21 protein-coding genes are annotated in these 21,133 nt (G+C 40.2%); 5 read left to right on the forward strand and 16 right to left on the reverse strand.

Going from position 1 to position 21,133, the window contains the following annotated elements:
• The 3 genes from L2737_RS11290 to L2737_RS11300 all read right to left on the reverse strand — a co-directional run bounded on the left by L2737_RS11290 (position 1) and on the right by L2737_RS11300 (position 2,818).
• Entirely contained in the window at positions 1 to 657 is a 657-nt protein-coding gene (locus L2737_RS11290) for a TetR/AcrR family transcriptional regulator (RefSeq protein ID WP_248955762.1), read from the reverse strand.
• A 276-nt stretch (positions 658 to 933) separates the two neighbouring features.
• Positions 934 to 2,091, reverse strand: a complete 1,158-nt coding sequence (locus tag L2737_RS11295) for an iron-containing alcohol dehydrogenase (protein WP_248955763.1) — start codon at positions 2,089 to 2,091, stop codon at positions 934 to 936.
• Between the two features lie 31 nt (positions 2,092 to 2,122).
• On the reverse strand, positions 2,123 to 2,818 hold the full coding sequence (locus tag L2737_RS11300; protein ID WP_248955764.1) for a type 1 glutamine amidotransferase domain-containing protein: 696 nt from the start codon (positions 2,816 to 2,818) through the stop codon (positions 2,123 to 2,125).
• Positions 2,819 to 3,015: 197 nt separating this feature from the next.
• On the opposite strand from L2737_RS11300, the gene L2737_RS11305 reads away from it, so the two are divergent.
• The 4 genes from L2737_RS11305 to L2737_RS11320 all read left to right on the forward strand — a co-directional run bounded on the left by L2737_RS11305 (position 3,016) and on the right by L2737_RS11320 (position 7,420).
• On the forward strand, positions 3,016 to 3,933 hold the full coding sequence (locus L2737_RS11305) for a LysR family transcriptional regulator (RefSeq protein WP_102528147.1): 918 nt from the start codon (positions 3,016 to 3,018) through the stop codon (positions 3,931 to 3,933).
• Positions 3,934 to 4,670: 737 nt separating this feature from the next.
• Positions 4,671 to 5,099 (forward strand): DUF2057 family protein, encoded by a 429-nt coding sequence (locus tag L2737_RS11310; protein WP_102526180.1) that lies wholly within the window; start codon positions 4,671 to 4,673, stop codon positions 5,097 to 5,099.
• Between the two features lie 518 nt (positions 5,100 to 5,617).
• On the forward strand, positions 5,618 to 6,808 hold the full coding sequence (locus tag L2737_RS11315; protein ID WP_248955765.1) for a class I SAM-dependent rRNA methyltransferase: 1,191 nt from the start codon (positions 5,618 to 5,620) through the stop codon (positions 6,806 to 6,808).
• 210 nt (positions 6,809 to 7,018) lie between these two features.
• The gene (locus L2737_RS11320) at positions 7,019 to 7,420 is read left to right on the forward strand and encodes a PliI family lysozyme inhibitor of I-type lysozyme (RefSeq protein WP_248955766.1); all 402 of its coding nucleotides are present in this window, start codon (positions 7,019 to 7,021) and stop codon (positions 7,418 to 7,420) included.
• 55 nt (positions 7,421 to 7,475) lie between these two features.
• Here L2737_RS11320 and L2737_RS11325 read toward each other — a convergent pair whose 3' ends face one another.
• The 5 genes from L2737_RS11325 to L2737_RS11345 all read right to left on the reverse strand — a co-directional run bounded on the left by L2737_RS11325 (position 7,476) and on the right by L2737_RS11345 (position 12,580).
• Positions 7,476 to 7,820, reverse strand: a complete 345-nt coding sequence (locus L2737_RS11325; RefSeq protein ID WP_102526268.1) for a hypothetical protein — start codon at positions 7,818 to 7,820, stop codon at positions 7,476 to 7,478.
• A 227-nt stretch (positions 7,821 to 8,047) separates the two neighbouring features.
• Positions 8,048 to 8,485, reverse strand: a complete 438-nt coding sequence (locus L2737_RS11330; RefSeq protein ID WP_248955767.1) for a CBS domain-containing protein — start codon at positions 8,483 to 8,485, stop codon at positions 8,048 to 8,050.
• A gap of 104 nt (positions 8,486 to 8,589) precedes the next feature.
• Positions 8,590 to 10,326: a bifunctional ornithine lipid synthase OlsF gene (gene olsF, locus L2737_RS11335; protein WP_248955768.1), complete on the reverse strand. Its 1,737-nt coding sequence runs from the start codon at positions 10,324 to 10,326 to the stop codon at positions 8,590 to 8,592.
• Between the two features lie 75 nt (positions 10,327 to 10,401).
• On the reverse strand, positions 10,402 to 11,304 hold the full coding sequence (locus tag L2737_RS11340) for a UDP-2,3-diacylglucosamine diphosphatase (RefSeq protein ID WP_248955769.1): 903 nt from the start codon (positions 11,302 to 11,304) through the stop codon (positions 10,402 to 10,404).
• A 244-nt stretch (positions 11,305 to 11,548) separates the two neighbouring features.
• Positions 11,549 to 12,580: a Glu/Leu/Phe/Val dehydrogenase dimerization domain-containing protein gene (locus L2737_RS11345; protein WP_248955770.1), complete on the reverse strand. Its 1,032-nt coding sequence runs from the start codon at positions 12,578 to 12,580 to the stop codon at positions 11,549 to 11,551.
• A 263-nt stretch (positions 12,581 to 12,843) separates the two neighbouring features.
• On the opposite strand from L2737_RS11345, the gene L2737_RS11350 reads away from it, so the two are divergent.
• Positions 12,844 to 13,290, forward strand: a complete 447-nt coding sequence (locus L2737_RS11350) for a DUF4826 family protein (RefSeq protein WP_102526263.1) — start codon at positions 12,844 to 12,846, stop codon at positions 13,288 to 13,290.
• Positions 13,291 to 13,418: 128 nt separating this feature from the next.
• Here L2737_RS11350 and hisIE read toward each other — a convergent pair whose 3' ends face one another.
• The 8 genes from hisIE to hisG all read right to left on the reverse strand — a co-directional run bounded on the left by hisIE (position 13,419) and on the right by hisG (position 20,898).
• Entirely contained in the window at positions 13,419 to 14,048 is a 630-nt protein-coding gene (gene hisIE / locus L2737_RS11355) for a bifunctional phosphoribosyl-AMP cyclohydrolase/phosphoribosyl-ATP diphosphatase HisIE (RefSeq protein WP_248955771.1), read from the reverse strand.
• A 65-nt stretch (positions 14,049 to 14,113) separates the two neighbouring features.
• Positions 14,114 to 14,887, reverse strand: a complete 774-nt coding sequence (gene hisF / locus L2737_RS11360; RefSeq protein WP_248955772.1) for an imidazole glycerol phosphate synthase subunit HisF — start codon at positions 14,885 to 14,887, stop codon at positions 14,114 to 14,116.
• Entirely contained in the window at positions 14,869 to 15,606 is a 738-nt protein-coding gene (gene hisA, locus L2737_RS11365) for a 1-(5-phosphoribosyl)-5-[(5-phosphoribosylamino)methylideneamino]imidazole-4-carboxamide isomerase (protein ID WP_248955773.1), read from the reverse strand. Before hisA ends, hisF begins: the two co-directional genes overlap by 19 nt.
• A complete protein-coding gene (gene hisH, locus L2737_RS11370) occupies positions 15,603 to 16,286 on the reverse strand; it encodes an imidazole glycerol phosphate synthase subunit HisH (RefSeq protein WP_102526259.1) in 684 nt (227 codons plus the stop codon). The genes hisA and hisH overlap by 4 nt, the downstream gene beginning before the upstream one ends.
• 10 nt (positions 16,287 to 16,296) lie before the next feature.
• A complete protein-coding gene (hisB, locus tag L2737_RS11375; protein ID WP_229369611.1) occupies positions 16,297 to 17,364 on the reverse strand; it encodes a bifunctional histidinol-phosphatase/imidazoleglycerol-phosphate dehydratase HisB in 1,068 nt (355 codons plus the stop codon).
• Positions 17,365 to 17,523: 159 nt separating this feature from the next.
• Positions 17,524 to 18,591: a histidinol-phosphate transaminase gene (gene hisC / locus L2737_RS11380; protein WP_248955774.1), complete on the reverse strand. Its 1,068-nt coding sequence runs from the start codon at positions 18,589 to 18,591 to the stop codon at positions 17,524 to 17,526.
• 38 nt (positions 18,592 to 18,629) lie between these two features.
• Entirely contained in the window at positions 18,630 to 19,916 is a 1,287-nt protein-coding gene (gene hisD, locus L2737_RS11385; RefSeq protein ID WP_248955866.1) for a histidinol dehydrogenase, read from the reverse strand.
• Positions 19,917 to 19,998: 82 nt separating this feature from the next.
• Positions 19,999 to 20,898: an ATP phosphoribosyltransferase gene (gene hisG / locus L2737_RS11390; RefSeq protein ID WP_102526256.1), complete on the reverse strand. Its 900-nt coding sequence runs from the start codon at positions 20,896 to 20,898 to the stop codon at positions 19,999 to 20,001.
• Positions 20,899 to 21,133 lie beyond the last annotated feature (235 nt).

Consider the following 21,133-nt stretch of genomic DNA (forward strand, 5'->3'; position numbering starts at 1 on the left):
TTAGCGGTCCTGGCTTGGTTGAAATTCATCGGCAATGAGCCCATGACGTAAAAGCCTTGCATTGTGTTTAGCAAGCTTTTGTAAAAATTCGGGGCTGCTTTCAATACCTATTGCTTGTTTAAACAATTCAGGCATTAAAAAAGGAAAAACCAACAAACTGACAAAGCTCATTTTGGCGCACATAATGTCAACTTCGGGTCTGAGAATATCCGCCTGTTTGAGTTGATCAAATACTGTCATTCGCGTTGCTGGAAACAGATCCAATAAATTGGCCTGCAACTCTCGATTACTGTCTGTAGGCGATAGGTTCGCGGTGCGATAAATAAGTTTCGGGAAATCCGGATTTTGACTCATTATTGAATAATATGTCGTGAGAATTTCTTCAGGGGAGCTTGCGGCATATTGCTTGTTTGTTTGCACAATTTTGTCGAACATTGGTGCAAGGGTCTCTTTAACCATTTCACTGAATAACCCCATTTTAGACTGAAAGTAGTAGCGAATAAGGCTTGCATCAACACCTGCTTGTTGAGCAATGGCGCGAACTGACACTTTTTCATAATCGCTTTCTACAAATAGCACTCTTGCGGCATCAATTAAGGCGCTGCGTTTGTCCATTTGGGTTAATGGTCTTCCTGCTGACTTTTTAATCGTGGCCATGGTAATGCTGAGGTAATGTGTAATTCTTCAAGTGTAGAATATAGTAAGCTAATGTGGTTATATCGCTAAGCTAATTAATTCTTCAATATTCAACAATTGATGAATAAATTACGATTTTAGGCACTGGATCACAATTTAATCGGGCAGGTTAAGCGTGGTTTGGCGAGAATAGAAAAGGCTAGCACGATGCTAGCCTTTGTATTCGCTTATACTTATTCAAACCAAAAACCTAGGTTGATAAAGTATAAGCTGGTGGGACTCAGTGATTAACTTGAATTACAAAGCGGTGGTTAAAATTTCACGGCTTACTGCTAAATCGATATCGCCATGTTCACCTAATTTTGTCATGCCATGCTTTTCAAGAGCAGACACTAAGATATCAACTTGCTCCGCACCCACATCAATATCACTTAAACGTGTTGGTACCTGCATCAACTTAAAGAAGTTTTCAGTGGCGATAATCGCTTGATCAATTTTCTGCTCATCGCTACCGGTTGTGATACCAAATACACGCTCAGCATATTGAACTAATTTGGCATGTTTTTGCTCGCGACGAACTTTCATAACCGCTGGCAGTACAATTGATAAAGTACGTGCATGGTCAATACCGTGGCTGGCTGTTAATTCATGTCCAATCATATGGGTTGACCAATCTTGTGGGACACCCGCACCAATTAAACCGTTCAATGCCATGGTTGCTGACCACATGATGTTGGCTCTAACTGCTAAATCTTCTTTAGTCTCAGCTGCTAGTGCTTTTGGACCTTCTTCAATTAATGTCTGCAGTAAACCTTCGCTGAAGCGGTCTTGAACTTTACCATTAACGTCGAAGGTTAAGTATTGTTCCATAATATGGATATAAGCATCTACAACACCATTACCAATTTGACGATCCGATAAAGACAAAGTCACAGAAGGGTCTAATACTGCAAATAATGGACGCACTAATGGGCTACCAAATGGTAATTTGTTACCGTCACGAGTAATCACAGAGCCACCATTGGACTCAGAACCTGTTGCAGGAAGGGTTAAAACTGCTCCTATAGGTAATGCCTGTTCAACTTTGGCGCCTTTTGCGACAATATCCCAAGGATCTTGACCATCAAATTTAGCTGCCGCAGCAATAAATTTAACCCCATCAACAACTGAACCACCACCTACTGCAAGAATGTAGTCGATGTTTTCAGCTTCAATGACAGCTTGCGCTTTCATTAACGTATCGTATTGAGGATTTGGTTCTACACCAGAAAATTCAAACCAAGTGTGGTCTTTTAGTGCCAGCTTAACCTGATCATAAACACCATTTGATTTAATTGAACCACCGCCATAAACCATAAGTACTTTTGCATCAGCTGGGATTTCTTGGCTAATAGCACTGATTTGATTTTCACCAAATAAGATTTTTGTATTGTTTTGAAATGAAAAATTAAGCATGAGAATGTCCTAGTATCAATAATAATCTTTATTAAGCGTTTATGTGTGATGCTAACTTTTGTGCAGTTATTGATGAACTTGCAGGGTTCTGACCAGTAATCACTAAACCATCTTGAACTGAAAACGCATGCCAGTCAGCGACTTTTTGGTAATCTGCGTCACGTTTTTGTAATTCATCTTCAAGCAAGAAAGGCACCACACTTGTTAATTGCACGGCATCTTCTTCTGTGTTGCTGAATCCTGTGACAGCTTTACCTGCAACTAACATAGTGCCATCGCTGTTTTTAGCATTTAACAGTGCTGCAGTTGCGTGACATACCGCTGCTACCGGTTTGTTTTGGCTAATGAACTGCTCAATTAACTCAATTGATGTTTTGTTGTCGGTTAAATCCCATAATGGACCGTGACCACCAGGGTAAAATACACCATCGAAATCATCAACGTTAACTGTCTCTAACATCTGTGTGTTTGCTAATAGAGCTTGTGCTTCTTTGTCATTATCAAAACGGCGAGTGTCATCAGTTTGAAAATCTTCTAGCTCACTACTTGGGTCAATGGGTGGTTGGCCACCTGCTGGTGAAGCTAGAGTAATATTAAAACCAGCATCTTTAAAAACAAAGTAAGGCGCTGCAAACTCCTCAATCCAAAAACCAGTCTTTTTACCTGTGTCGCCTAAAGCATCATGAGAAGTTAATACCATTAATACGTTTTTAGTTACTTGAGTCATGGGAAGTCCTTGTTTAACTGTTCTGGCAAAGCATTGGGTTTTGCACGTGCCGTAATATTGAAGCCATTATATAAACGAGATTAATATCTGACAATGCAGAGTAATTTGACTTCATTGTTTAAATTATTGATACAATGAATTGATTAAGTTAACGTTAAGCTCATAATAGGGTTATTTGCGATAGGAGGAATTTGACGGTGAATGTTTCTTTTGAACAGCTCAAAAGTATGGTGGTGTTTTCACAAGTAGTGGAACAAGGGAGTTTAAGTGGCGCCGCTAAACATATCGGACTGTCTCGTGCTGTAGTGAGTTACCACCTCAAAAAACTAGAAGCGCACCTGCAAGTTAAGTTACTCAATCGTTCAACAAGAAGTATTAGTTTGACCGAAGAAGGGCAAGCCTATTATCAATCCTGTAAGGTTATTGCAGAACAAGCTTATTCGGCGAATAAGCAAATTGAAAATATGAAAAGCGAACCAATGGGTTTGATAAGAATGACTTGTCCGGTTAATGCTGGGCTTGAGAACATTGTGCCTGCACTGAATGAATTTAAACGTATGTACCCAAAGATTGAACTGGATGTCATGTTAACAGATGATATCGTGAATATTATTAATCAAGGTATCGATATCGCAATTCGTGGTGCACCTCTGGTGGATTCGACATTACAGGCAACTAAATTGTCTGTACTGCAAACGTGTTTATGTGGCTCGCCTGAATATTTTAATAAACACGGTAGGCCTAAATCACCCAGTGACTTAAGTGTTCACGATTGGGTTATTTATAAACCGTTAAAAAAAGTGCTTGAGCTTAAAAAAGGTAGCCGCTCTTTTAGCATCGAAATGAAGGGCAGTATTAGCACCAATAATGCATCAGCACGAACCGCGTTTGTTGAAGGGGGCCATGGTATTGGCCGGATCCCAACTTATGATGCTTTACCCAAAATCAAACAGGGAACCTTAGAGTCAGTATTAGATGATTATCAATTCAGTGATATTAATATTTATGCGGTGTTTCCGCCTGGCGCTGCAGATTCTAAAAAGATAAGACTTTTATTAGACTTTTTAAAAGCATATTTTGACAAAAAAAGTGTGCGTATGGAATTGAACCATTAATTGTTCCTGATTATTCAGGCGTTTAATCAAACATGTAAATCGACTAAAAATTATACTTGCTAGATAGTAGGTTTGTACCCTGCCTGATGTCTTGAAACTTTGGTATTTATGCTTTTTTTATTTGAAACATTATTTTAGGTAGGGTAATCAACAGACCATACCATCCGGTAAAGAAAACCCAACCAGCAAACAAGTTTATAACCTTGCCATGTGTTGTTTCGTAATGAAAAGAATAGACATCTAGGTTAGTCATTATTGATAACCAAAAAGTCGATGAAAGCACAATCATTAAGACACTCAATGCAAATAATGAAATGGCAGTAACAGCGTTCACATTCCTTTTCTGTTTTGTTTTTATACTGTTTTGGCAGTGACAAATTTTCAATAGTTCGACTCGTTCCATTTCGCAATGTACGCACAAAATTTTTCTTTTGCCAACTTGACTCATCGATGAAGCTTCCAGTTTATCATTAATGTTATTATTAGTTTATTAACTATAAAGAATAAAACGTTAAGGTTCTGTGTATTAAATCAAAGAAAGTAAGTTGATTTTAAATATTGTCACAGTTAATTATTCTTTTTAGAAATAAAGTGGCTGATTTTAAATGATTATTTATTTTTAAATAAAAATAATTCAATTGTTTTTGAAATTTTTATTGTTTATCGAAGGTCTAATTATTCGTGTGGTATGAAATGAAGTGTTTTACGGAATACATGAGATTAAATTGGAGCTTAACATGAATACTAAACTTACATTATCGGCAGCACTCGGATTATTATTGACAAGTTTTGCTGCGCAATCTTCTAGCATAACCTTCCATGACGACCTTGATGTTGATAGTGTCAATGGTGTTGTGATTGAGTTTGAACGTGAAGTCGACTTAGGCACTGGCGAACAGTTAATCGAAGTTAGCTACAGCGACTTGTTCCAAGATAACGCTGATGACTCTGGGCATTGGGTTAAGTCACAGCCCTTGTACTTAAAGTTAGATGTGTCAGGGAATGAAAAATATCACCTAGAATTACCAGAATTATATTCAGCTGATGATGCTAAAGATTTTTTACAAAACCCAGTTTTATCATTAACGATAGATGGTCAACAGCATCAAGATATTACTTTATTAAGTCAGTCTCAATTATTTACACTGTTACTTTTAAACAAATAGCTTATGATTTTAGTTGCTATTCAATGTAGATGATTTAAATACTGATGTAGACTTATATTTATTATGCTGGCCTTGAACGTTTATTAGTGATTTTTTTGCAGCTTATTTATATTTTATTATTACTCCATGTTATTTTATATGAAATGGCACTTATTGTGATTAATATCATTGGGCAAACAATGTTTTAAGATGTCGTTATAAAGATGTCGTTATAAAGATGTCGTTATAAAGTGGACGTTATAAAGTGGACGTTATAAAAATGTCGTTATGAAAGGTGACATTTAAAAGATGACATTTGAAAAGTGAGATCAAGTAAATGCTTCACCCTAAATAAAACGCTATTTAATATAGTTAAATGGCGTTTTTGTTTGCCGATAGACAAGATGTGCTCAACAGGCGCTGTGGTTGCACTAAGTTCATTTGCTAATGAGGGAAAACCTCTATAATTGAGTGTTGTAACTTGCGTTCCCCTGTTAGGATCCTTATCATCGCGATCCCAAATTTAAAAAGGCAGCATCATGGCAATCAGAATCAAGCTTAGACCCAAGCGTGAAAAATCACTCGAACGTAAACATCCTTGGGTATTTGCTAGTGGTATACATAACATTAAAGGTAAGCCGCAAGCAGGTGAAACGGTTGATGTTGTTGCACATGATGGTCATTGGTTAGGCCGTGGTGCATGGTCGCCAGAATCGCAAATTCAAGTACGAGTTTGGACATTTGATAAAGAAGAGCAAATCGATAAAGACTTCTTTACTCGACGCATTCAGCGTGCACAAGCGGGTCGAGAAGCGCTTATTGCCGAACAAGGGCTAACGGGTTATCGACTGATTGCTGCAGAATCTGATGGACTGCCAGGCATCACCATCGATAAGTATGCCAATGTATTAGTGTGTCAATTATTAAGCACTGGTGCTGACTTCTGGCGTGACACCTTAGTTGAGGTCTTAGCTGAGTTATACCCTGATTGTGCTATTTATGAGCGCTCAGATGTGGACTCTCGTAAGAAAGAAGGGCTGAAGCCTGTCACTGGTTTGCTTCATGGCGAGTTGCCTGAAATGCCTGTAGTGATAGAAGAAAATGGTATCAAGATTTCAGTGGATGTGACTAAAGGCCATAAAACAGGTTTTTATTTAGATCAACGTGACAATCGTGCAATTGCAGCGCGTTTTGTTAAAGGCAAGTCGGTATTAAACTGTTTTTGTTATACAGGCACATTTGGCTTATACGCAGCCAAAGGCGGCGCGGCCAGCATCGAAAATGTCGATGTATCAAAATTAGCGTTAGATACTGCCCGTTTAAACATGGAAATTAATGGGTTTAGTGATGAGCATGTTAATTACCATGAAGCTGATGTGTTCAAGCTATTACGACAGTATCGTGATGAAGGTAAAACATTTGATGTTATCGTTCTAGACCCACCTAAGTTTGCCGATAACAAGGCGCAGTTAAATGGCGCGTGCCGTGGTTATAAAGATATTAATATGATTGCAATGCAACTGCTTAATCCTGGTGGAACCTTACTGACCTTCTCTTGTTCAGGGTTAATGGCTGCCGATTTATTCCAAAAGGTTGTTGCTGATGCTGCGCTGGATGCGAAACGTGATGTGCAGTTTATTGATCGTTTAAGCCAAGCTAGCGATCATCCCATTGGCAGTGCATTTCCAGAAGGGTTTTACCTTAAGGGCCTTGTTGCTCGGGTGTTCTAAGGTTTAAGCGGTTTCTTAATGAGTCGTGTTTTACTCATTAACGCGTTAAGGCTACCAATTGGTAGCCTTTTTTTGTTTCGAGAGTTTCTAGAGTTTCGCCATTATAGAAAATGTAAAATGATGTTGTTTTGGATAAAAACTCGCAAATTAACGCAGTTTGCATAATGATTATATTAATCGAGCTAACAGCTGAGCGAGTAGGTAATGAAAATGAAGGCTTTAATGATAAAACTAGTGGCAGTAGCCAGTTTTTCAATGTTGATGACTAGCGTGCAAGCACACGAAACGTTTGAACTAACCACATCAAATGATGGTACGTATATTCAGTCATTTGAGTTTAGTAATGGCCAAAGTTTAGTGATTGCAGAGGGGCGAATTGAACCTCGCTCAATTGGCTCGATTACCATTAAATTGTTTAAAGATTTATATGTAGGTGACTTTACCCAAGGGATTGTTATACCAAGAGATGGCACCATTCTTAACGTTGGAGTCATGGAGGATACTGATCAAGTACAAAAAGTGAAAATAACCACTGTGACTGCAGGCAGTGGTAATTATCAGTCTTCGCAATTGATTTGTGTCGAGAATAACAAACTATTTGAATGTGAATAAAAACAGGCTGCAAGAGCAGCCTGTTATTTAAAACATATTAAATGAAATCGCTAAGTTAACTGATCCAATAAAGCCCTAGGCTACTCATACATGCGAGCATCATCGTGGCTTCAAAAAACGTTTTGCTACTCAATAAGCTCTGTTTTCCTTGCTTCAAGCTTGCGATCAACTGATTTTGCTTATAAAGCCGACAGGTAAGTTGTTCTGTTTGAGGGTCAATAAGTAATTGTAATCGACAGGGTTTACCGCTTTTAAGTTCAATTTTATGGGTACTACGTTGTCCAAAGTTAACCTTAGTCGACACGATTTTGTCATTAACTAAAACACGTTCTAATCCGATCCAGTCACTAGCCAGCAATTCAATCTTTTCCTGATTTAATTGATATTTGAAACTCGTCATAAACATCTCCTTGGCTTGTGAACCTACCTTAAGGTAAGCAGACAAATGTGACGTTTTCCAGCGAGAAAAATGAAGTTTTTTTGAATCGATCGGTATGTGTTTGTTGAGATTAAAGATTTTATTTTAATTATTTTTAATTGACAAAACTTACTTTTGAACTAGTAGACAAAGTATCTAACTTTTGATGGCGACACTATATTTAACTTCTTAAAATCATAGGCTTAAGTTTAATTCTCGGCCTTATTGCTATCCACTTTTACCAAGCCGCAATAGTGTCCAAGCAAGTCTCGCCAGCTGACGATCCCAACTAACTCATCATCTTGTAGAACAGGGAAACAGGTAATGCCTTTACTAAGCATTAATTGCGATGCACTTTGGATATCTAATGACGGGGTAATAGTAATTGGCCCATGGGCCATCACCTGATGAACGCGTTTATTGAGGGTCTCAATGTCTCTGGTGAGCTCTGCTGCTGTGCCTAAATTAGGGCTGAGAGCATTGAGCAAATCAGTACGGGCTAAAATGCCTGAAATGGTTTTGTTTTCATCAAGCACCACTAAATGATGAAAAGGCACATTATCAAATATTTCTTTTGCTGTGCTAATGCGGTCATCCATTTCAATGGTGACCACTCTCGGGCTCATTATTTGCTCAATTGTGACCATGATGATCCTCCTTTTCAATTAATCTATTTATATCAGACAATTGTAAAGTGAACAAATCATCACAGCCTTTATTTGCGGTATTCAAACCATATAAAAAGTCGCTGCTAGTCGATATTTTTAGTCTTTAAGTGATAATCGATGTAGCGCTGACGTTTTTTAGGCTTAAGAGCATGAACATCCACCAAAACCAGTCCGTCAATACAATTGCCGAAGTCAGTATCAATACCAAAATCGAGAAACTTCACACCATCATCTTGGCAAAGTTCACCATATTGCTTATAAAGCGGAGGCACTGCAGCGCCCATGTTTGCCAAGGTGTGCTTTAACACCTTAAAACAGCTTGAGTAATCATTATCCTGATATAAACCGTTCAACTGGTGTAGACGTTCATCTGTGAACTGATAGGGGCTATTAGATTGTGCCAGTTCGTTTGGCATTGAAAAGTGTTGTTGGTAAAAATGCACCATCATTTCTTTGGCTTGCTCAGGTAATTGGTCGCTAATCGACACAGGGCCAAATAAATATCTAAATTGCGGGTTTTTAGCTAAATATGCGCCAATCCCTAACCATAAATAATCAAGACTCCGTTTACCCCAATATTTAGGTTGTACAAAACTTCTACCTAGCTCAAGTCCGCTTTCAAAATATGGCTCAAACTCATCTGAATACTTAAATAATGACTGGCTATATAGCTTTTCTGGGCCTTGTTCTTGATGGACTTTCTTAGCACTGGCGAATCGGTATGAGCCGACAATTTCCAATGCATCTTTATCCCACAACACTAGGTGCTGATAGTAAGGATCGTATTGATCGTTATCGCGGCGATTACCGCTGCCTTCGCCGACCGCGCGAAAAGCGATTTCACGTAATCTGCCAATTTCACGCATGATTGGACTGCAATGATGGTGCTGATATAAAAATATCTGTTTGTTGTCGTTAGTCTCACCCAGTAACTCACACTGCTGCAGCGCTTGTTGCAACTCACTTCGCGACTCAGGATGAGCGATTGCGTTTTGTGTAGCAAAAAGCGGGCTGCGGTTTTTACCAATCCGATAAAGATGATTCTTAAGCAACTGTACTTTGGTTTTACGGGAAAAGTCATTGCTGGTTATGGCTTCTTTGGGGATCAATTGCCCAATACGAACAGGCATAGTGCGCTTGGCTTGTTTAAACATCTCTTTGACTAGCATTAAGCTCGCAAGGGGTTTGTAAATCATCGATGCGCCGTAAAACGCTGCTGAGTTTTTAGCATCAACGAATATGGGTAACAAAGGTGCATTGCAAGTGTTAGCCATTTTTAAAAAGCCTGAATGCCACTTTAAGTCAGTCACGCCAGAAGGTCGTAACCGTGATACTTCTCCAGATGGAAAAATCAGAACTGCACCTTCACTTTTGAGATGAAGGTGTATATTTTCAAGATGTTGCCTTGGGGTTCCACCAGACATGTTATTAACAGGCAACAATAAGGAATGCATGGGTTCTAATGCCATTAATAACTCGTTTGCTACCACTTTAATATCGGGTCTGACTTTACTAATGAGTTTTATTAATGCCAGTGCGTCGAGTGAACCAATAGGGTGGTTGGCGTAGATCACCACTCGACCTTCAATGGGAATGTTTTCGATTTCATTACTTGGCACTGAATAATTAAAGTCAAAACACTCCAGAACGTGCTCAACAAAATCAACGCCTTTTAAATATGCAAATTCAGCGGCTATATCATTGCACTGCTTTTCATTAAGTAAGTAACGCAGCATGGCCTTAGTGGGGGTCGCAAGCCATGGGGTTTGGTTCAGTTTGGGTAAGTTTTGCTGAACTACGTTCTCTACGGAAAAAATCATTTTGATGACCTTTGTTGTTATCAATGCGCAAAAGCGGTTTTACTTAACTCACATTTATTTCGCTAACAGTATTGGCTAAGCGACTTTCTGCTTAAATTCACTGCTTGGCTGCACGTTAAGTTGGAATTGTTTAATGACTTTGGTGGTGGATGCTTCGTCACTCCAACGTAATAGTTGTAATTGACCGCTGAAGGTTTCTGCTATTAAGGTGCAGTTTTCAACCCAGTCACCGTCGTTGGCGTAAATAATGTCTTCGTGAAGTGACAATTCAGGTTGATGAATATGACCGCAAACAACCGCTTGTACCTGTTGAGTTTTGGCATAACGTAAAACGGCATCTCGGTACATTTCTATCGCATGTTGTGCTTTGTTGACCCGTAGTTTGACGTAACTTGCTAGTGACCAGTATGGAAAGCCACAAGCGTGTCTGATTTGATGTAATTTACGGTTAAGGAACAGTAATACGTCGTATAAATGGTCCCCTAATTTGGCATACGCACGGCTAACACAAACTTCAGAGTCAAACTGGTCGCCATGAAGCATTAAGATTTTTTCGCCTGTGATGCATTCATGGATATATTCATTTGCCATGGTTATTCCCCACAAATGAAAGTCGGTATAAGACTTAAAGGCTTCATCGTGGTTACCAGGGATATATTTTATCTGGGTGCCATCTTTGGCCAGTTGCAGTAATTTTTGTAAGACGAGGTTATGGGTTTTCGGCCAATAAACTTTCCGCTTCAGTGCCCAAATATCAATAACGTCGCCGACTAAGTAAATTTGCGCTGCTTTTGTTTGAGTCAGTAAATTCAGCAGAAATTCAGCCTTACAATCAACACTGCCTAAATGAATATCTGATAACCAAAGGGCATTGAACTGTTGTTTTATGTTTTCAGGAGGAAGCGATCGACCATTGGCAGTTATCGCTTCAGAGAATGGATTAAAGTTTGCTTTGTTATCAACATGACTTTGAGACATTGACGCTTCCCTGAATATGGATTTCAAGGCTAGCTTATGGGACGTTTTTGAATAACAGATGACGATAGTATGTCAAATCGGTGACAAACTTTATAAAACAACAGGTTGGCAATAGGTGATGAATTAAGCGTTTTAAATGATTTGCAGTGAATAGAAATCTGCTAACACTTTATTAATAGACATAAAAAAGGGAGTCACTGTTTAGTGACTCCCTTTCATTTCTAACTCGTTTCGAATAAGCAGATTATTTTGCTGCGTTAATGATGGCGCGAGCCATGTCATCTGCAACATCACCTGTTGTACGGTTATCTTTTTCAGCTTCATCAAAAATTTTGATTAAGGTGGTGTAGATTTCTTCTACTTTTGCGCTTGATTTAGCCGCATCATAATCACTTTCGAAAGAGACATTAATAATACCGCCAGCATTAATCACGTAATCTGGAGCGTATAAAATGCCTTTATCTTTCAGGATTTCACCATGACGGACTTCGGCTAGTTGGTTGTTCGCGCAACCAGCAACAATCGTTGCTTTCAACTGTGGGATAGTCGTGTCATTAATCGTAGCGCCAAGTGCACAAGGTGCATATACATCAACATCTTGGCTATAGATATCTTGTGGAGCAACGACTGTCGCACCAAATTCTGTCGCCACTTTATCTAAAGATGCTTGGTGAATATCGGTAACGATAAGTTCAGCGCCTTCTTCATGTAAATGCTTACATAAGTAGTAACCAACGTGACCCACGCCTTGAACTGAAATCTTAAGACCTTTAAGACTATCAATACCGCGTTGATGCTTAACGGCTGCTTTGATGCCTAAGTAAGTTCCTAAAGCTGTGAAAGGAGAAGGATCGCCACTTTTACCTTCAAGACCTGCCATGTAAGGCGTTTCTTGATGTGCAATCATGATATCTGCAGTTGAAACACCCACATCTTCAGCTGAAAAGTACTTGCCGCCAAGTGTATGAATGCAACGGCCAAATGCACGGAATAGCGCTTCACGATCTGTTGTTTTAGGATCGGCAATAATCACTGACTTACCGCCACCCATAGTTAAACCTGCAAGGGCATTTTTGTATGTCATGCCGCGCGAGAGGCGTAATACATCGTTTACTGCTTCATCATCTGAATCGTAGTTCCACATACGACAACCACCTACGGCAGGGCCGAGGTTAGTGTTATGAATTGCAATGATTGCTTTTAAGCCACTTTCTTCATCGTGACAAAAAACGACTTGTTCGTGGTTATCAAACGATACATGATTAAATAAAGCCACTGGTGATCTCCGCTGTGCGATAAAATAGTCGTTAGAGTTATACGGGATAACGACTGCTTGTTATTATTTATTGCAGAACGATAGCATTTAGCGATACTCTCAACAAAGATAGATTCATATAATTTTGTGATCTACGTGGCAATTTAGCTTGCCACTTTACGTAAACGTAAACTTTTTATGCGTTTCGTTACATTTGTCACCTTTTTATAGGTGTTGATGTTATTTTTATGATGACAAATATAACAATAAAATAGGAAGAAAGAATGACCGAATCAGTGGCTGAGCCTAAAGTAGAACAACCCGATCCAGAAGTGCAAAGACAACAATGGGTCCAAGCGCAATTTCAAAAAGCCAATCGTTTCCTTGCTGAGAAAGGGGTCATCCCGTCTAAAGTACTTGCTGATGAAAGCCGTTACCTTGTGCCTTACCTCGCTATTTGGAAAATGGAGTCTAAGCAACCGACTAAACAAACGTTCTGGGTTATGTCTGGTGACTTACCTTCAGATTATGTCGACGTGAAAGTAGCGGGTACTGCACGTGAAGCAATTCGTCATTTTTCAATGATGTGGCAGTTAAAAGCTGAGAACCTGCATAAGTCAGGCGCGACACGTGATGAAACCCAACTAAAATTTGCTAATTTATTGGTATCTCGTGCAGAGAGCCTTTACAAAATGCAAAATGATGAAAAGTTGTGGGAAGGTCAAGCCTAGCTTTGACAACAAACTTTTAAGTTAACAAATGAATGTTAGCGAATAATAAAGGCACCTTAAGGTGCCTTTATTATGTCTAACGGATTTATCTTCATATAGATGTATGCACCTATGAATGAATTAAAGCGTTATTTACTGTTCAAATGACGCTGCATTAAATTCTGGTTAACTTCAGCCATAGAAAGTTGCTGATCTTCTAACAAAACAATCAAGTGATACATCAAATCAGAGGCTTCATTAATCAACTCTTCTTTATCATGAGTTGCTGCAGCTAAGGCTGTTTCTAAGCCTTCTTCACCGACTTTTTGCGCAATTCGTTTAGTACCTCGTTCAAATAAAGAAGCGGTGTAACTTGAATCTGCACTTTGTCCTTTGCGAGAAATGATCACATTGGTTAAGTTATCGATAAACGAATGTGCGTTGCCGTCAGGCCAGCAACTTTCAGTGCCAGTGTGACAAGTTGGACCATTTGGAATGACTTGTACCAGCAAGCTGTCATTATCACAATCTTTATCAATAGCCACTAGATCTAACGTGTTCCCAGAGGTTTCACCTTTAGTCCATAAACGTTGTTTTGAACGACTATAAAAGGTGACTTTTCCTGTGGCTAAGGTATGTTCTAAAGCGGCCTTATCCATATAACCCAACATGAGCACCTTGCCAGTCAGGTGATTCTGAACAACGGCAGGGAGCATGTTGTCTTGTTTATCCCAAGCCAGTTCTGAAGTGTCAAATTTTACTGTTGAAGATTGTGTCATTATTCTTTTCTCTTGTTAATTAGCACATCTGTCTTATTTAGCTGCGTTTAAATGACTATATTTAATTATAGACGTATCGCAATATTCTCATTGGCTAAGTATTTTTTTAACTCATTGATATCAATTATGCCTTTGTGAAATACACTAGCGGCAAGTGCTGCATCAACATTGGCTTGTTCAAACACTTCTTTAAAGTGCGCCATGGTTCCTGCGCCGCCAGAAGCAATTAATGGCACATCACATATCGCTCTGACAATGCTGAGCTGTTTAATATCATAACCACCACGAACGCCATCTTGGTTCATCACATTGAGTACGATTTCACCGCAACCTCGCTTTTGCACTTCTTCAACCCAATCTTGAGTAAACCATTGCGTATCTTTGGTCGCAGCCTCGTCACCGGTAAATTGTTTGACCTTATAACTGTCTGACTCGGCGTCATAAAATGAATCAATGCCTATCACGATACATTGACGGCCGAACTCATCTTGTAAGCGAGAAATCAAGCTAGGGTCGCTAAGTGCAGGGGAGTTAATTGAAATTTTATCCGCCCCATAAGCCAACATTTGTCTTGCTTGCTCGATAGTTTTAATCCCGCCAGCAACACAAAATGGTATATCAATTTGTGCTGCAACACGGCTCACCCAAGATTTATCAATGACTCTGTCGTGGGCACTGGCAGTGATATCGTAAAATACTAATTCATCGGCGCCTTCGAGCGCGTATCTTGCGGCTAATGGCTCAATGTCACCAATGATTTCATGGTTACGAAACTGCACACCTTTAACAACTTGACCGTCACGGACATCAAGACAAGGGACTAAACGTTTGGCCAACATGCAATTGCCTCCGCAACAGTAAAGTTCTCAATTAATAAGGCTTTGCCAATAATGATACCGTTAGCTTTGCTGTTTCTTACCGCTGCAACATCATCAAGTGTGGCAATGCCACCAGATGCCTGCCAATTTATTTCAGGATATGTACTTGCAAGCTCTTGATATAAATCAGTGTTTGCCCCTTGAAGCGTACCATCACGGCTAATATCGGTGACTAAAGCATGTTTCAGTCCAACGGTATCGAATTCGCTCACAAGGGATTCAAGTGACTTGCCGCCTCCAGTTTGCCAACCAGAAACTGCGACAATTTTTTCACCTTGCTCATTAATGTTCACATCTAATGCTAAACAAATCGCATCGCTACCGTATTTCACAAACCAGCTTTTAACCAGTTCAGGTTCTTTAACCGCAAGCGATCCGATAACGACACGCTTAACGCCAATATCGAGTAATTCTTTAACTTGCTGCTCACTGCGGATCCCACCACCGACTTGAATGTCAGTGTTAAGTCCTGCTGCTAATTCTGAAATCAGTTTGATTTGACGTTTTTCAGGATCTTTAGCACCGGTTAAGTCGACAATATGAAGTAACTTTGCACCTTGAGCTTCATATGATTGCAGCTGTGCTAAAGGACTTAAATCAAAGGTCGTTTTTTGTTGATAATCACCTTGGTATAAACGTACAACTTGGCCATCGATCAAATCAATTGCTGGAATAATCATGCTTGGCTCCCCATGTTCAGGAAATTCTGTAATATTTTTGAGCCGATAGCGGCACTTTTCTCTGGATGAAATTGCACCCCGAAGAAGTTATCTTTACCGATGGCAGCACTAAATGATTCACCGTATTGTGATGTGGCAATCGTGTATTCACTGATTGGTGCTTTAAAACTATGGACAAAGTACACATAGCTACCATCTTCAATACCATCAAAAAGAGGGTGGTCTGAGACTGAGATTTGATTCCACCCCATATGAGGTAATGGCAAACCTTGACTGTCTAAGTCATTTATTTGTGTAGGAATCAAGCCTAAACACTCGATATCACTATCCGTTCGCCCGCCATGTTCATTGGATTTCTCTGCTAGCATCTGCATGCCTAAACACACGCCCATCACAGGTTGAGTTAGGCTATTAATAATTGTGACTAAGTCACGGCTAACTAACGCATCCATCGCAGCACCTGCGGTACCAACACCTGGTAAAACTACACGTGCGGCAGATTTAATCACTTGATGATCGGCAGATACAATGACATTGGCTTGTAAACGCTCGAAGGCGAATCTTACAGAGCTTAAATTTGCACAGCCTGTATCAAGAATCACAGTCGTGTTTGCTTGATTCACAGCACTCACATTATTCACCCTACTTAAACCATTGTCTGTTGTCGTTGAGTTTGTCATTTGTACAACCTTAAAGAACACCTTTACTTGAAGGTAAAATATCACCCTCGACTTTAACCGCTTGACGCAGTGTTCTACCTAACACTTTAAACAAGGCTTCAACCTTGTGGTGATCGTTATCACCTTCAGTACTGATGTGCAGGGTACAACGAAGACCATCTGCGAATGAACGGAAAAAGTGTGGCACCATTTCAGTGGCCATTTCACCTACCATTTCTCGGTCAAATTGTGCATTGAACTTGATGAGTGGGCGACCAGAGATATCCATTAGACATTCACCGTTTGCTTCATCCATAGGTAAGCTAAAACCAAAGCGCGCAATGCCACGTTTATCGCCTAATGCTTGACGTAGTGCATCACCAATAGCGAGTGCGGTATCTTCAACACTGTGGTGATCATCAATTTCTAAATCACCATCAACACTCACGTCCATTTTGAAATTACCGTGGGTTTGGATTTGATCAAGCATATGGTCAAAAAAGCCAATGCCAGTATCAATTTTGCCTTTGCTGGTGTCGTCTAGGTTAATGTTAACTTTGATATCAGTTTCTTTGGTCGTACGTACCACTTCACTGGTGCGCCCTTTATTCAGCAGGGCATCGGTAATGGCTAACCAATCTAAGCTTTCACGTTGATATTGAAAGCTGGCAATGCCCATTGCATTAGCCAGTTCAACATCGGTATGGCGATCGCCAATGACTGCTGAAGTGGTAAAATCGACTTTACCTTGGGTTAAGTACTCTTTAACTAAGCCAAGTTTAGGTTTACGGCAACTGCAATTTTCATGGTCAAAATGTGGACAAATGACCACGTCATCAAATTTAATCCCTTGGCTTTCGAATATTTGCATCATCATATTATGTGGTGCATCAAAGTCAGCTTGTGGGAAAGAGTCTGTGCCTAAACCATCTTGGTTTGAGACCATGACTAGACGAAAGCCCGCATTTTGTAATTTTAACAATGACGGAATTACTTGCGGTTCAAAGACAAGTTTTTCTAATTTATCTAATTGCTTATCAATTGCCGGTTCTTCGACTAATGTGCCATCTCTATCAATAAACAATATTTTCTGCTTCATGGGACTTCCTTAAATTTTTTGTCATTCTGTATGGTTATCAGTGACGTTCTCACGAGGTTAAACACTAAGGGTTAGTGCTGTTTACTGCTGTATACAGCACTATCTTATGCCTTAATTTATGCCTTAATTTATGCCCTAACTTGAGCCCTGATAACGCTATTATTTGTTTTTACTAAAGATGGCAATGAGCCTATCGGTATCTGATTCTTGGCTGAAACTAAAACGAATTCGATTTTTTAAGCGTACATCTTTATATGCTCTTGCGACTATCCCAGCCTGTTGCAGCGATTGGCTGACTGCATCTGTGTTAGTAAATTCTGCTAACACAAAGTTGCCATTAGCGGGTAGTACTTTGGCACCGTAAGCTTCAAGCGCTTGGCTTAAGCGTTTACCTTGCTCAGCTAATAGACTCACTTGCTGACGCATTAATGCAACCCCCTGGGCTGATAACGCTTTTTCTGCCACTTCAGATACAGGTAGTGGCACAGGGTAAGGGGCGATGACGCACATGATTAAATCGATAATGTCAGTGTTTGCCATTAAAAATCCACAACGCGCACCTGCAAGTGCAAAGGCTTTAGATAGGGTTCTTAGCACCACAAGGTTTGGGTATTTCTCGATTAAATCCGCGACTGAATACTCAGCTGAAAATTCAATGTACGCTTCATCGATAACCACAATAGCATTAGGCATAGCGGCAATAGCCTGTTCAATGTCTTGTTTGCTAATGATGGTACCCGTAGGGTTATTCGGATTACAAATAAAGACAACTTTGGCACCCGCAGTTTGCTCTGCAAAACCATTAGGTAGTTGATATTCATCAGTTAACGATAAATTAATAACATCAACATTCACGGTTTTGGCACTGATGGCATACATACCATAAGTGGGCCCGAAACAGGCAATACTGTCTTTTGCTGGGGTGCAAAAAGCTCGAATAAGAAGTTCAATGCCTTCATCTGCGCCACGAGTTGAAACAATTGACTTTGCTGCCACGCCCGAATATTCACTGTATGCTTTTATCAAACTTTCAGGCTGGCATTCAGGGTAACGATTAAGTTTATTGAGTTCACTATTATTAAAAGGTGATTCATTAGCATTAATCCATACATCACCACGACCACCAATACGTCTTGCGCTTTCATAAGGCGTAAGATCAAGTAACTCAGGTCTAGCGAGCCTTTGTGCGAGTGTTAATTCGCTGTTTTGCTTTATGGAATTAGCCATTATCTTCTTCTTTATTTAACCAGTGGTGATGTATGCGTTTATAACGAAGCCAGTCTAATGGCTACGGCATTTTTATGTGCATCAAGTAATTCGTTTTCAGCTAATACCATGACTGTTTCCCCTAAGCTTTGTAAGCCTTGTGGGGTGAGCTCTTGTACCGTAAAACGGCGCGAGAAATCAGCGAGCGATAAACTTGAAACACTGCGGCTGTAGCCATATGTCGGTAATACATGGTTTGTGCCACTGGCATAATCACCAACAGACTCAGGTGTATATGCCCCTAAAAACACACTACCGGCAGCACGTATATTGGCTAAAATGGCTCTTGGGTTTTCAGTCTGAATAATTAAATGTTCAGGGCCGTATAGGTTTGAAACCATCGCAGCTTCAGTCATGTCTTTCACTAAAATAGTGCGGCTACAACTTAAGGCTTCTGCTGCAATATCTTGGCGAGAAAGTTCAGCAAGCTGTTTTTCTAGTTCAACATTGACCGCATCGGCGATATTGGCTGATTCAGTTACAAACATGACTTGCGAGTCTGGGCCGTGTTCTGCCTGAGACAATAAATCGGCTGCGATAAATGCAGGGTTTGATTTATTATCTGCAATGACGAGTACTTCTGATGGCCCTGCTGGCATATCAATGGCGACACTGCAGCGACCATCTTGCGATACTAATCGTTTAGCTTCGGTAACAAAGCGGTTTCCTGGTCCGAAAATTTTATCGACTGCAGGAACTGATTCAGTACCAAAAGCCAGCGCGGCAATCGCTTGAGCACCGCCCACTTGATAGATCTCAGTAATACCACACACTTTAGCTGCGTAAACAATCGCATCATTGATGGGTGGTGGGCTTACTAGCACTCTTTGCTCACAACCTGCAATTCTTGCGGGTAGTGCTAGCATCATGACGGTAGAAATCAATGGAGCACTGCCACCAGGAATATATAAACCCACTTTTTCAATCGCTTCAGAGCGAAGTTCGCAGCGAATACCCGGCTGAGTTTCCACATCAATAGCTTTGAAAGCCTGTGCTTGGTGAAATGTCTCGATATTGCTAACCGCATTTGCAACTGCTTGTTTAACGTCATCACTGACTCTTTCACAAGCTTGTTCAATCTCAAGTGCCGATAAACCCAAAGATGAAACATTAATACCATCAAAACGTTGGCTATACTGCTTAAGTGCTTCATCTCCATCTGCAACGACGGTATTGATGATGTCACGTACAGACTGTTCAACACTGTTGTCACCAATCAAAGGCGAGCGAAGTAACGCTTGCTGCTGTGCTTGTTGGCTTAATTGATCCCAATTAAGTATTTGCATTGATTGTTTGATTTGCATTTACCGCTCCGCTACTGCTATTTCGTTAACGCTAGTATTTTTATCTGCTGATGAGTTATTAAAACTAGCCAGCCATTTTTTCAATTGGCATCACTAGAATTGAGCTGGCACCGAGTGCCGTTAACTCTTCCATTGTGTCCCAGAATAAATCTTCTGTGCTGACTGCGTGAATTGCGACGCGATCAGTATCGTCGTTAAGTGGTAAAACCGTTGGGTTTTCAGCACCTGGCAGTAGGGCTACAATTTGATCTAATGTTTCTCTAGGTGCGTGCAATAAGATGTACTTACTTTCGCGGGCACGAACTACGCCGTTCATGCGAGATAAGATTTTATCGATTAATGCTTGTTTACCGGGCTCTTGCTCTTCAGCTGACTGGATAATACAAGCCATTGATTGGTAGATAACGTCAGTTTCGTACAATCCATTGGCTTCAAGGGTTGCACCTGTTGAAACTAAATCGCAAATCCCATCAGACAGACCCGCACGCGGTGCGACTTCAACAGAGCCTTTTAACATACAGTCACTGTAGTTAATGCCTTTTTCCTGCATATAGCGGCGAAGCAGGTTAGGGTATGAAGTCGCAATGCGAAGTCCTTCAAGTGAGCTGGCATTTTCATAGCTAAACTCATTTGGTACGGCTAATGATAAGCGACAAGCACCAAAGTCTAATTCACGCAGCTTTACACACTCAGCTGGCTTGCCTAAAGTTTGGCGTTCAATTTGTTCTTCTTCGAGAACATTCTCGCCAATAATACCTAAATCAACGACACCATCCATGACTAAACCTGGAATGTCATCATCACGTACACGTAGTAAATCGATTGGCATATTGTCAGCGTGAACGATGAGTCGTTGCTCATTCACATTGAATTTAACGCCACAACTTTTCAGTAATTTTTGTGACTCTTTTGATAGTCGACCAGATTTTTGAATCGCAATACGCAGTCTGTTATTTTCGCTCATGGTGTAACCCCTAATAAATTTAATATAAAACAATAATTTAAGCCTAAAAACTAAAAAACCCCTGAAATTTCTTTCAGGGGTTTGTGTATTTTTTTACAACCGCCTGAAGGAAATAGTCCTCCGGCAGTGAGCATCCGAAGGCTACCGCAAATGGTGATGATGATGGTTTGTATCGATTCGGATGAACATAATAAATTCTCTTTAAATTAGCTTGTGTAATTTCATTACAAACAAT

Source organism: Shewanella electrodiphila (genome assembly GCF_023283985.1).
Lineage (GTDB): Bacteria > Pseudomonadota > Gammaproteobacteria > Enterobacterales > Shewanellaceae > Shewanella > Shewanella electrodiphila.

What these genes read in the sequence shown, in the direction of transcription:
- L2737_RS11290 (WP_248955762.1), bottom strand. Translation starts at nt 657, where the DNA reads ATGGCCACGATTAAAAAGTCAGCAGGAAGACCATTAACCCAAATGGAC.
- L2737_RS11295 (WP_248955763.1), bottom strand. Translation starts at nt 2,091, where the DNA reads ATGCTTAATTTTTCATTTCAAAACAATACAAAAATCTTATTTGGTGAA.
- L2737_RS11300 (WP_248955764.1), bottom strand. Translation starts at nt 2,818, where the DNA reads ATGACTCAAGTAACTAAAAACGTATTAATGGTATTAACTTCTCATGAT.
- L2737_RS11310 (WP_102526180.1), top strand. Translation starts at nt 4,671, where the DNA reads ATGAATACTAAACTTACATTATCGGCAGCACTCGGATTATTATTGACA.
- L2737_RS11315 (WP_248955765.1), top strand. Translation starts at nt 5,618, where the DNA reads ATGGCAATCAGAATCAAGCTTAGACCCAAGCGTGAAAAATCACTCGAA.
- L2737_RS11320 (WP_248955766.1), top strand. Translation starts at nt 7,019, where the DNA reads ATGAAGGCTTTAATGATAAAACTAGTGGCAGTAGCCAGTTTTTCAATG.
- L2737_RS11325 (WP_102526268.1), bottom strand. Translation starts at nt 7,820, where the DNA reads ATGACGAGTTTCAAATATCAATTAAATCAGGAAAAGATTGAATTGCTG.
- L2737_RS11330 (WP_248955767.1), bottom strand. Translation starts at nt 8,485, where the DNA reads ATGGTCACAATTGAGCAAATAATGAGCCCGAGAGTGGTCACCATTGAA.
- olsF (WP_248955768.1), bottom strand. Translation starts at nt 10,326, where the DNA reads ATGATTTTTTCCGTAGAGAACGTAGTTCAGCAAAACTTACCCAAACTG.
- L2737_RS11340 (WP_248955769.1), bottom strand. Translation starts at nt 11,304, where the DNA reads ATGTCTCAAAGTCATGTTGATAACAAAGCAAACTTTAATCCATTCTCT.
- L2737_RS11350 (WP_102526263.1), top strand. Translation starts at nt 12,844, where the DNA reads ATGACCGAATCAGTGGCTGAGCCTAAAGTAGAACAACCCGATCCAGAA.
- hisIE (WP_248955771.1), bottom strand. Translation starts at nt 14,048, where the DNA reads ATGACACAATCTTCAACAGTAAAATTTGACACTTCAGAACTGGCTTGG.
- hisF (WP_248955772.1), bottom strand. Translation starts at nt 14,887, where the DNA reads ATGTTGGCCAAACGTTTAGTCCCTTGTCTTGATGTCCGTGACGGTCAA.
- hisA (WP_248955773.1), bottom strand. Translation starts at nt 15,606, where the DNA reads ATGATTATTCCAGCAATTGATTTGATCGATGGCCAAGTTGTACGTTTA.
- hisH (WP_102526259.1), bottom strand. Translation starts at nt 16,286, where the DNA reads ATGACAAACTCAACGACAACAGACAATGGTTTAAGTAGGGTGAATAAT.
- hisB (WP_229369611.1), bottom strand. Translation starts at nt 17,364, where the DNA reads ATGAAGCAGAAAATATTGTTTATTGATAGAGATGGCACATTAGTCGAA.
- hisC (WP_248955774.1), bottom strand. Translation starts at nt 18,591, where the DNA reads ATGGCTAATTCCATAAAGCAAAACAGCGAATTAACACTCGCACAAAGG.
- hisD (WP_248955866.1), bottom strand. Translation starts at nt 19,916, where the DNA reads ATGCAAATACTTAATTGGGATCAATTAAGCCAACAAGCACAGCAGCAA.
- hisG (WP_102526256.1), bottom strand. Translation starts at nt 20,898, where the DNA reads ATGAGCGAAAATAACAGACTGCGTATTGCGATTCAAAAATCTGGTCGA.